At 31.1% G+C, this 10,781-nt stretch carries 8 protein-coding genes; 6 read left to right on the forward strand and 2 right to left on the reverse strand.

Going from position 1 to position 10,781, the window contains the following annotated elements:
• Positions 1 to 100: 100 nt before the first annotated feature.
• From ACXAHM_RS20095 to uvrC, 5 genes are all read left to right on the forward strand, one after another.
• Positions 101 to 934 (forward strand): GWxTD domain-containing protein, encoded by an 834-nt coding sequence (locus ACXAHM_RS20095; protein ID WP_474963830.1) that lies wholly within the window; start codon positions 101 to 103, stop codon positions 932 to 934.
• A 26-nt stretch (positions 935 to 960) separates the two neighbouring features.
• Entirely contained in the window at positions 961 to 2,067 is a 1,107-nt protein-coding gene (hisB, locus tag ACXAHM_RS20100; RefSeq protein ID WP_474963832.1) for a bifunctional histidinol-phosphatase/imidazoleglycerol-phosphate dehydratase HisB, read from the forward strand.
• Between the two features lie 85 nt (positions 2,068 to 2,152).
• A complete protein-coding gene (locus ACXAHM_RS20105; protein ID WP_474963834.1) occupies positions 2,153 to 2,707 on the forward strand; it encodes a DUF2911 domain-containing protein in 555 nt (184 codons plus the stop codon).
• A 319-nt stretch (positions 2,708 to 3,026) separates the two neighbouring features.
• Positions 3,027 to 3,524, forward strand: a complete 498-nt coding sequence (locus ACXAHM_RS20110) for a transglycosylase domain-containing protein (protein ID WP_474963837.1) — start codon at positions 3,027 to 3,029, stop codon at positions 3,522 to 3,524.
• A gap of 70 nt (positions 3,525 to 3,594) precedes the next feature.
• Positions 3,595 to 5,397, forward strand: a complete 1,803-nt coding sequence (uvrC, locus tag ACXAHM_RS20115) for an excinuclease ABC subunit UvrC (protein ID WP_474963839.1) — start codon at positions 3,595 to 3,597, stop codon at positions 5,395 to 5,397.
• Positions 5,398 to 5,438: 41 nt separating this feature from the next.
• Here uvrC and ACXAHM_RS20120 read toward each other — a convergent pair whose 3' ends face one another.
• Both ACXAHM_RS20120 and ACXAHM_RS20125 read right to left on the reverse strand, forming a co-directional pair.
• The gene (locus ACXAHM_RS20120) at positions 5,439 to 6,401 is read right to left on the reverse strand and encodes an ion channel (protein ID WP_474963842.1); all 963 of its coding nucleotides are present in this window, start codon (positions 6,399 to 6,401) and stop codon (positions 5,439 to 5,441) included.
• A 19-nt stretch (positions 6,402 to 6,420) separates the two neighbouring features.
• Positions 6,421 to 7,278 carry an aldo/keto reductase gene (locus tag ACXAHM_RS20125; protein ID WP_474963844.1) on the reverse strand — a complete coding sequence of 286 codons (858 nt, stop codon included), beginning with the start codon at positions 7,276 to 7,278 and terminating at the stop codon, positions 6,421 to 6,423.
• Positions 7,279 to 7,385: 107 nt separating this feature from the next.
• Between ACXAHM_RS20125 and ACXAHM_RS20130 the strand changes: the two genes are divergently transcribed.
• Entirely contained in the window at positions 7,386 to 10,307 is a 2,922-nt protein-coding gene (locus tag ACXAHM_RS20130) for a PAS domain S-box protein (RefSeq protein ID WP_474963846.1), read from the forward strand.
• The last annotated feature ends 474 nt before the right edge of the window (positions 10,308 to 10,781 follow it).

Consider the following 10,781-nt stretch of genomic DNA (forward strand, 5'->3'; position numbering starts at 1 on the left):
ATGTTTCTCAATATCTATCAGACTTAAGTAGACCAACAAACGGTGAACTTTAAGAAACCCTGCAGATTAATTAATTCTAAAAAGACAAAACATTTAATTGATGAGACAAACTGTTACTGTAATGATGTCAGTTGTACTAAGCATATTGTCAATACATTTACTTCAAGCACAAAGTACAAACGATTTCTCTATCAATCTTGGTAATTCGACAAAGTATTTAAAGGTAGGAGAAGACTTCACGATAAAAGGTGATAATGCTAAAGAATATTATGTTTATCATTTTTCTACGGATTTTATGCCTGCACCTCCACCAATGGTAGAAAATGCAAACGCAGGTAACCCGATGGTAGTTGACTCTACTTTTGTTGTCGCACCAAATCAACCTATTGAGGTGAAAAATACAGGTCTTTATTTTATTCAAACAGATACAACAGGAAGAGAAGGAGTTGGCTTTTCAGTAATGCCATCTGATTTTCCAAAGTATAAAAAGATGAAAAATATTTACCCTCCAATGGTGTATATTTCTACTCAAAATGAAATGATGTCTTTCAAAAGTGGATCAAGACCTAGAGAAGCATTTGAAAATTTTTGGATTAACGTCGCTGGTTCTCCTGAAAATGCAAAAAGATTGATCAAATTATATTTTGAAAGAGTTTCTGAAGCAAATGAACAATATTCTGAATATAAAGAAGGGTGGAAGACAGATAGAGGAATCGTATATATTATATTTGGTGCTCCTGACGAAATCTCTAATATTGATGGAGGAATTAGATGGTCATACGAATCCAACCTCAATCATGGTCAAGTAGAATTTGACTTTTTAGAAGATATAAATCAATTTACAGGAACACATTATGAATTGAAGCGTTCCTATGATTATAAACGTGTGTGGTTTGATACTGTGAAAAAATGGAGAAACGGTACCATCCAATAACTTTCTAACGAACAACAAACTTTACAATGAAAAAGGCTTTATTTATTGATCGTGATGGAACGATCATCGTGGAACCTCCTGTAGATTATCAGGTAGATTCATTAGAAAAACTAGCTTTTGTTCCTCAAGCTATTACTCAATTACAAAAAATTGCAGAGGAATTAGACTATGAACTTGTCATGGTGACCAATCAAGATGGATTAGGAACAGATAGTTTTCCTGAAGATACTTTTTGGCCTGCTCAAAATAAAATGCTAGAAACCTTAAAAGGTGAAGGCATCGAGTTCGAAGATATCTTAATTGATAAAACGTTTGAAAAAGATAATGCACCGACACGAAAGCCAAGAACAGGCCTTTTGACAAAATATATGTCAGGTGATTATGATTTACAACATTCTTTTGTCATCGGTGATAGAGTTACAGATATTGAATTAGCGCAAAATTTAGGAGCAAAAGGAATATTGATTGGAGATAAGAAACAATCTAATGCTGTATTAACAACAACATCTTGGAAAGAAATTTATAGCTTCTTATCCAATTATAAAGGTGGAGGGCGAACAGCCAAAGTTGAGAGAGTTACGAATGAGACTAAAATTCTTATCGAAGTTAATCTTGATGGAAAAGGTAAATCTCAATTATCGACAGGAATTGGCTTCTTTGATCATATGTTACATCAAGTAGCAAGACATGGAAAAGTGGATTTGAAAGTAGAGGTAGAAGGTGATTTACATATTGATGAACACCATACTATTGAAGATACTGGATTAGCAATTGGTGAAGCTTTCAAAAAAGCCTTGGGAGATAAAAGAGGAATTGCAAGATATGGTTTCTTTATAGCTCCAATGGATGAAGTATTAGCTCAAGTGGCATTGGATTTCTCTGGAAGACCATGGTTTGTTTGTGATGCTCCGCTAAGTAGAGAAAGAGTAGGAGATTTCCCTGTTGAAATGTTTTCGCATTTCTTTAAATCATTCTCTGATACTTCAGGATGTAATCTAAATATTAAAACATCAGGTGAAAATGATCACCATATTATTGAAGGAACTTTTAAAGCTTTTGCGAAAGCAATGAGGATGGCAATCGCAATAGAGGAAGGTAATAATGAAATTCCTAGTACAAAAGGAGTACTTTAAGGAAAATCTTTACGATATTTGGAATGGACATTATCTTACAACAAACGCTTAGATAGTGTCCATTTTTGATATTTAATAAATACCCATGAAAAACATTATCACATTATCACTGCTTTTAATTTGTCTGTTTTATACAAATGTAGATGCTCAACAATTAGAACATAAACCAAGAAAAAGTGAAACAGGTTTAGCAACTTATACAATGGATGATGGAACTTACGTAAAAGTTACTTACGGAAGACCAATGATGAAATCAGATTTTGATACAAAATTTGGGGTATCAGTTCCTTGGCGAAAATTATGGCGTTTTGGTGATGATGATGCTACAGAGATTACTGTAACAAAAGATGTAACTATCGCAGGACATCCACTGGAAGCAGGAACTTATTCTTTATATGCTATTCCAGATACGGCAGAGTGGACATTTGTTGTAAATAAAGCAGTTGGTCAATGGGGAACTTTTAAGTATGACAAATCTAAAGATGTATTTAGAGTAAAATTACCTTCTTTGAATTCGTTCAGAATCTTTAGAAAATTCTCTATTTTTCTTCAAGAAGACCCTGAAGGATGTAATCTTGTGGCAATTTGGCAAAGAGTGTCTATTGTTGTTCCAATCAGAAAAGAAGAAGAAAATGATTAATTTTCTTTTATTTAATAAAGAAATACTAGAACTTTAGTATGCATGTTAGTATTCTAACAGCAAACAACTCCAAATAACTAAAGGTAATGATTATATTATTGGTGTGCTTTAGTTATAACTACGTTGTTTATTGTAGTTATAATTCATAAGGTTAAAAGCTAATTTCAATTTTATTACCTATTAACGATCTACTAACATGTTTATTCCCTTTATAAAACGATTAACCATACTTACTTTAATTGTTCATTTTTTATTCTTCTGTTACATCGCTTTCGGATCTTTTTATGTAAAATGGGCGAATCCTTCCTTGTCAATGTATATGTGCGCAAGGTCTCATTTTAACATCCAAAATATTACAACTCCTAAGTATGTACCACAAGAAAGTATACCACTAGATCTACGTACAGCAATTATTGGTTTGGATGATCCACTATTCAATATTCATAGTGGATATAATAATGAAACTTCATCTTGTACAATTTCTCAGAAAGTAGCAAGAAGCATGTTTCTGTTTCCTCACAATAATAATTTAGGTTTATATCTAGAAACCTTGGCTGCAGTTGAAATGGAATTTATTTTGAATAAAGAAAGAATTCTAGATTTATATCTTAATTATTCAGAATGGGGAGAAAACATCTATGGTATAGGTGAAGCTGCTGATTATTACTATAAAAAGGATATTGAAAATTTATCAAGAAGACAAAAGTTAAAATTGGCATCAGTTTTAGCAAAACCTCTAGAAGTTGATCCATCAACATATGATAAAAATAAAATTGTTGAAGCAAGATTTAATTTACTCAATAAGTTGATGCAATAAATTAATTTCTTGTCAAAAAAATAAACGGAGACGTAGTGATGAAAAACTGCGTCTCCGTTATCTTTATAGAATGGATTACAAAGAAGAGTTGATGAAGGTAGTCAAAAACCTTCCCCTTCAACCTGGAGTATATAAATATCTCAACGAAGAAGGGAAAATCATCTACATAGGAAAAGCAAAAAAGTTAAAGAATAGAGTATCTTCCTATTTTTTGAAACAAGCAGGAATGAATAGGAAAACTAAACGTCTTGTTTCAGAAATTAGAGGGATTGAGTACACAGTTGTGGATTCTGAGTATGATGCTTTGTTATTAGAAAATAACCTAATTAAAAAAAATCAACCAAAGTATAATATTTTACTGAAGGATGATAAAACGTATCCCTATATCTGCGTAACCAAAGAAAGATTTCCAAGAGTATTTTCAACACGAAATACAACTGATAAAAGACATAGGTACTTTGGTCCATATCCGAATGGAAGAGCAATGTCTGCTCTCCTAGATCTATTCAAACAGCTATATAAAATAAGAAATTGTACTTATAATTTATCAAGTGAAAATGTAGCTGCTGCAAAGTTTTCCGTTTGTTTAGAATATCATATTAATAACTGTCTTGGTCCATGTGAAGGTAAACAAACAGAAGAAAGTTATGATGAAGATATCCAGCAAATACTTCAAATTTTAAAAGGTAACTTAGCTGTTGCTAGAGATTACTTTACAAAGAAAATGGAAGAAGCGGTTGCTTATTTAGCTTTTGAAGAAGCTAATACTTGGAAGCAAAAATTAGAACTCATTACAAACTATCAAGCTAAATCACTGGTTGTTTCTCCAACATTAAAAGAAATGGAGGTATATGCTATTATCTCAGATGATAAATTCGCATATGTCAATTTCATTAAAATTATGAATGGAGGAATTATTTATGCTGAATCTACCCAAATTACAAAACGTATGGAGGAAGAAGATGCTGATATTCTACTTCATGCGATAATGGAATTCAGAGATAGATATAAAACTTCTACAAGAAAAGTATATACAAACATCGAAGTTCCTTCTTTAGATGAAGATGATAGAATAGAATTTTCAGTACCTAAAATTGGTGATGGTAAGAAATTGATTCAGTTGTCTTTTAAAAATGCGATGTATTTTAAAAGAGAAAGAGAGACGTCAAGAGGGGAAATCAGTGATAAGAAAAGTAATTATCAAACGTTAGTTCAACTAAAAAATGAATTGCAATTAAATGATGTTCCAGTTCATATAGAATGTTTTGATAATTCCAATATTCAAGGTACAAACCCAGTTTCTGCTTGTGTTGTTTTTAAGGATGGTAAACCTTCAAAGAAAGATTACCGACATTTTCACGTAAAAACGGTAGTTGGACCAGATGATTTCGCTTCAATGGAAGAAGCTGTTTATAGAAGGTATAAAAGGTTGTTGGAAGAAAATCAGAAATTACCACAGCTAGTGATAATAGATGGTGGTAAAGGACAATTAAGCTCTGCTTGTTCTGCTTTGGAAAGTCTTGGATTATATGGGAAGCTTCCAATTATAGGTATAGCTAAGAAACTTGAAGAAATATTTTTCCCAGAAGATCCGATTCCATTACATTTAAGTAAAAAATCCAGATCTCTTCAATTAATTCAAAGATTAAGAGATGAAGCTCATAGGTTTGGAATAACCTTTCATAGAAATCTAAGAAGCAAAGGAAGTATTCATTCTAAATTAGAAGATATTCCAGGTGTAGGACCAAATACAATTCAAAAAGTATTGAAACACTATAAAACAATCACCAATATTAAAGCTGCTCCCGTAGAAGAAATAGCACAATTGGTAGGGAATAGTAAAGCACAGAAAATAAAAGACGGTTTATCATAAAAAAAGGACAGATACTTGATTGAAAAGTATCTGTCCTTTTTTTACTTTTTAGGAGATAATCGATCTGTCAAGTGAACATCTTTAACATTCAAGATAATATCACCAGAATCATCTACATGGAAATTTCTCACAAATCGTCGACCTTTTACAAAGTCTGTGGCATAATACGAATGATAAGTATAAGTATCTTGACCAAATGTTTCATCATACCCTTTCAATACAATTAGAATTTCGGCATGTCTTAATATTAAATCTTCCATTGTAAGCTGATACAAAGGACTTTTTTCATCAATCATATGAACAATAGTCCATGAAAGCGGCATAAACATAATGTTCGATCGCTCTAATGAAATATCATAAAATTGCCTTCTGAATTCTTTCTCCCCATTATGATCTAATAATTCTTCTTGGATAGATACATAAACAGAAGCTTTTAGATTTAATAAAGTATTTGCTCTTTTATTGATTACCCTAAATTGAAGACAATCCTTATCAGTATTTTTAAACTTAGTGAGTAAAGCATTTTTTGAGAAAATTACTTTTGACATTGGACGAGAAAAACGTCCATACAAAATACCGGTAGAAAATGCAGAAAGTAGCAATCCTGAAAATGCTTCTAAACTTGCAATCAAACTTATAGTTCTACTCATTGGTGACATGGCTCCATAACCAACAGTTGTAAAAGTTTGTACACTAAAGAAAAAAGCTTGAACGAACTCATCCCACAAACTATCAGAAGTATGGACGCCAGAGATATTGTCAACACCACAAATCATATATAAAAAAGCATACAAAATATTTGTAGCGATAATAATTCCGCCTATTACAGCAATGAAAGGGATCCAATCAATTGTAATTAACCAATGATAAGCATCTCTAATAAAGTTAGCAGTTCCAATTCTTTTGACATTAAAACTACCATCTGGATTAATAATTCTTTTGGTTTCGTGTTCGTATTGAACACCTACACCAGGGTCTTCTATTTTTGAAGTTTTATCAGACATATAGAGTTAGTGAAAATAATTAAGCAACCTCAAAACCTCTTGCAGCTTCAAGGATTTTGAACCAGTCTTCTCTTTCTAAAGTTACAGACATCGCTTTAGCAGCATCAACAATTCTACTCGCCTTCGTTGTTCCTAGAACAGGTACAATTTGGGCAGGGTGTGTTAGATGCCATGCAAATATAGTTTGATCAATTCCAAGATGATACTTTTCACCCACTTCTTCTATAACTTTTTTAAGTTTTAAGATTTCAGGAGTAGATTCAGTAAATATTTTCCCATTCCCTAATGGAGACCATGCCATCGGTTGAATATTATGCATCAAACAATTGTCTAATGAACCATCAAAAAAAGCATTAATTTGTAAAGGAGATACTTCGATTTGATTAATACTAAGTGGAAATGCTTTATGTAACATATCTACTTGATGTGGTAAAAAATTACTAACTCCAAATGCTTTTACTTTTCCAGCTTTTCGAAGTGAATAAAAAGCTTCTGCAATTTCAATAGGATTTAATAAAGGATCAGGTCTATGAATCAATAAATAATCTATAGCATCAACACCAAGATTTTTTAATGAATTTTCAGCAGAAAAAATGATATGCTCTTTACTTGTATCATAAGACTTGATAGAATGATTAGGTCGGTTAGGTGTTGTTAATTTAATTCCACACTTGGTGACAATTTTCATTCTATGTTTAAGTTCTGGATTGAGCTTTAAAGCTTTGCCAAATTGTTCTTCGATCGTATATCCTCCATAAATATCAGCATGGTCAAATGTATCGATGCCATTTTCAATGCTTGTATGAATTAAATGTAATATTTCTTCAGAACTCATAGAGCCCCAATTCCAAACGCCAGTTACAATTTTTGAGATCATTACTTTTTTACTTATTTTTAGAAATAATTGTTATAATAAAAGACTAAGCTTTATCGTTTATAAATTACCTATTTATCAGCTATAGGCAATTAATTTAAAAACTTACTATGTTAGATAAGACTTTCTTAAATTTAATAGAGAAAGGCAAAAGTATCTCATTTTTTGTAATTCAAAAAGGGAATTATTTTTTGTTAGAAAGTCACAAAGCGCATGAGATTTTAGGAATAGACATTAATAATGATCTACTCGGGACTAATTTCTTTACGTTTTGTCCTCAAGAGTGGCATGGTATATTTCGAGGTTCCTTTTTAGAATTGGCAGAGCTGAATAACAACGATTCATTAAAACAAAGACTCTACAATACAAATGGAACATACCAAACGATTCAAATTACACAACAAAAAGACTTGTACATTATATCAATTGAGAATAATGCTCATATCCAAAATGATTCATCTTTCTTGAAATTTTTCAATACAATTCTATTGAAAGATTCTAAAGATGCAATTTTTGTTATCAGTAAAAAGCTAGAGCTTCTCTATTATAATGATGAAGCAAAACGTCTTGGGAAAAGGCTTTTAGGTAAAATAGATGATGTAAAGTCAAACATGAATCTTTTTATTAAAAAGTTTGAAAGACTTAAAATTGGATTAGATAAATCTTTCTCAGGCAAGGAATTTACCTCTGAACTATCATACTTTTCCCATTCACAAGAGCAGATTTTTTTAAAAACACACTATCAGCCTGTTTTTACATTGGACAATAATGTAGATGCAGTAGTGATTCGTAGTGAAGATATAACTGCAAGATCTTCAATAGAAGAGATGTTTAGTTCTATCTTAGAAAACAAATCGATAGGATATACAATTATTGATACTGATTCAAAAGTTGTAAAGATAAATCAATATCTGAAAGATTTATTACAGTATCCTAATCAAGAAATAATTGGTAAAAGATTCACCGATTTTATTCACCCTTCTTTAAGAAGTCATTTCGTTAGAGAGTTTAAATTAATCTTAGAGTCAAATGAGGTTACTTCTCCAGAAAAACTATATATAGACCTTAGGTGTAAACAAGGAAATACATTATTATTTGATGTTCAAACACGAAAAGTAAAGATATCAGATGATAAATATGCTGTTTTTGCTACGTTGAAAAATGTTACCCAAAAAGAACAAAATAGTCAAATGCTTAAAGAAATGCAGCGTTTGATAAAAGCATGTGGATGGGTTTATGATCGTTTTTCAAAGACCATGAATGTAACAGAAGAAGTTGCACAAGTGATTGGTATATCTCAAGAGTTTATTTATAAAAACCCTTCAGCTGTACTTACTATGTGTGATAAGGCATCTTACAATAAAGCACACAAAGAGCTTCTAAAGTCATATAGGACTCAATCTGATTTTGATCTTGAATTAAGGATTTACAGGAAATATAGAGGAGAGCAATGGATAAGATTAACAGGAAGACCTATAATTAGACATGATAGAGTAGTGGGACTTTATGGTGGAATTCAAGATATCACAGCACAAAAAAAACAGTTGAAACTCTTTGAAAGAAACGAAAGCTACATTGATGAAATCCAAAGAGTCACTCATGTTGGAAACTGGGTTTTTGAAGCAAAAGAGAACAAAAGCTATTGGTCTGACTATTTATACACATTACTTAACTTTAAAAAGAGTGATGGTATTCCATCTTTTAGAAGACAATTAAGTTATGTCGATTTACCTTATCGTTTTGTATTTAAAGAAGCAGTTAAAAAACTATCTCAAAAACATCAACCTATCGACTTCGATATAAAATGTAATGATAGACTTAAAAATATCAATGGTGTAGAATATTTAAATATTCAAGGCCGTGTTATTTATGGTGAAAATGGAGAATTAAAAAGATTTGTAGGTGCTGTCACTGATATATCGGAAAGAAAAAGAGCAGAAGAGCTGAATAAAAGCAAGAAAATTTGGCTAAAGTCAATGATCAATGCTGCAAAAGATAGTTTCATTGCAGAATTTGGAGGACGTGTCACAAATTATAACAAAGGGCTACAACGATTACTAGGTTATAGTCACTACTTTGATCTTCGTGGAAAAACATTTTTAGATTTCTTTCATAAAGATGATCATTCCAAAATTCTTGAATATAGAAACCAATGTAGAAGTGGTGATATTTCTACCCCTTCAAAAATCGAAGTGCGTATGAAAAAGCGAGACAATTCAGTTGTAGATGTAGAGTTGTCAGCCAATTTAGCTAAAATACAAGGTAGGTTATATACAATTTTTAATGCACATGATATAACTAAACGAAAAGAATACGAACAAGGATTATTGGCAAAGAACAAAGAATTAGAGATTACCAATAAAGAATTAGATAGGTTCCTTTACAGTACCACTCATGATCTAAAGGGACCAATAACTTCTTTGAAAGGTTTATTAAACCTAGCTTTTAAAGAACCTGCAGATGAAGTGAAAAATGTTTATCTACCTATGATGGATAAAAACGTTGATAGAGTATTAGACTTAATAAAAGACTTTGGAGAATTTTTAAGAAATAATAGACAAAAACTTGAGCCAAAACCGATAGACTTATTTCATGAAGTTAAATTAATAATTGATACCCATCAATCTTATTTATACAATGATTTTACAATTAATATTGATATAAATGTTGATCATGAATTTATATCAGATAAAATTAGATTAAGAAGTATACTTACTAATCTATTTACGAATAGTGTAAAATACTGTGATGAAAAAAAGAAGAATAAATACTTGAATATATCTATTCATAGATTAAATAAAGGAATAGAAATAATTTTTGAAGACAATGGAGAAGGAATATCCAAAAATGAACAATCTAAAGTTTTTGATATGTTCTACAGAGCTTCAGAAATGAAAGAAGGTACAGGTTTAGGATTATTCATCGTAAAAGAAGCAGTTGATATTTTAGGTGGTTCTATTTCTCTAAACTCCACAAAAGGGAAGGGGTGTAAAATTTCTTTATACATACCGGAATTAATTAGGTATAATTAATGTTGAAAATCAGGAAGCTATCAGTTTGTTGATTTTTATTTAAAATAAATACACTAAAAACCTCTTGCATTTAAAAAACCTTCTATTACCTTTGCACTCCCTTCAGTAAACGGCTAAGGAAAAACATGATGTGTGTAGAGGCGTATAGCATACGCCTAAAGGATTGATAGTCAGCTATCTAAATGAGTTTCTAAATAAAACAAAATAGATATTGCAGATTAAATTTCCTTTCTTACCTTTGCACTCGCCTTTAACGAAAGGCATTTTTAAAAACATCTTTTTGATGTGCTAAAAACAGTGTGTTGTGAGAATGAAAATTGACTCAAAAAAAACTTCAAAATTTTTTCAAGAAAGATTTGGAAGTTAAAAAGAAAAGTTCTTAACTTTGCACTCGCTTCTGAAAAACGAGGCAGCTTTAAACAACGGTTTAAAGTAAATAAAAATCTGAATAACAGATCATTGAACTTCGGTTCA

It is taken from the genome of Flammeovirga sp. AWQ4_249, assembly GCF_056161045.1.

Excerpts from the sequence above, each read along its gene's own strand:
- ACXAHM_RS20095 (WP_474963830.1), top strand. The coding sequence starts at position 101 with ATGAGACAAACTGTTACTGTAATGATGTCAGTTGTACTAAGCATATTG.
- hisB (WP_474963832.1), top strand. The coding sequence starts at position 961 with ATGAAAAAGGCTTTATTTATTGATCGTGATGGAACGATCATCGTGGAA.
- ACXAHM_RS20105 (WP_474963834.1), top strand. The coding sequence starts at position 2,153 with ATGAAAAACATTATCACATTATCACTGCTTTTAATTTGTCTGTTTTAT.
- ACXAHM_RS20110 (WP_474963837.1), top strand. The coding sequence starts at position 3,027 with ATGTGCGCAAGGTCTCATTTTAACATCCAAAATATTACAACTCCTAAG.
- uvrC (WP_474963839.1), top strand. The coding sequence starts at position 3,595 with ATGGATTACAAAGAAGAGTTGATGAAGGTAGTCAAAAACCTTCCCCTT.
- ACXAHM_RS20120 (WP_474963842.1), bottom strand. The coding sequence starts at position 6,401 with ATGTCTGATAAAACTTCAAAAATAGAAGACCCTGGTGTAGGTGTTCAA.
- ACXAHM_RS20125 (WP_474963844.1), bottom strand. The coding sequence starts at position 7,278 with ATGATCTCAAAAATTGTAACTGGCGTTTGGAATTGGGGCTCTATGAGT.
- ACXAHM_RS20130 (WP_474963846.1), top strand. The coding sequence starts at position 7,386 with ATGTTAGATAAGACTTTCTTAAATTTAATAGAGAAAGGCAAAAGTATC.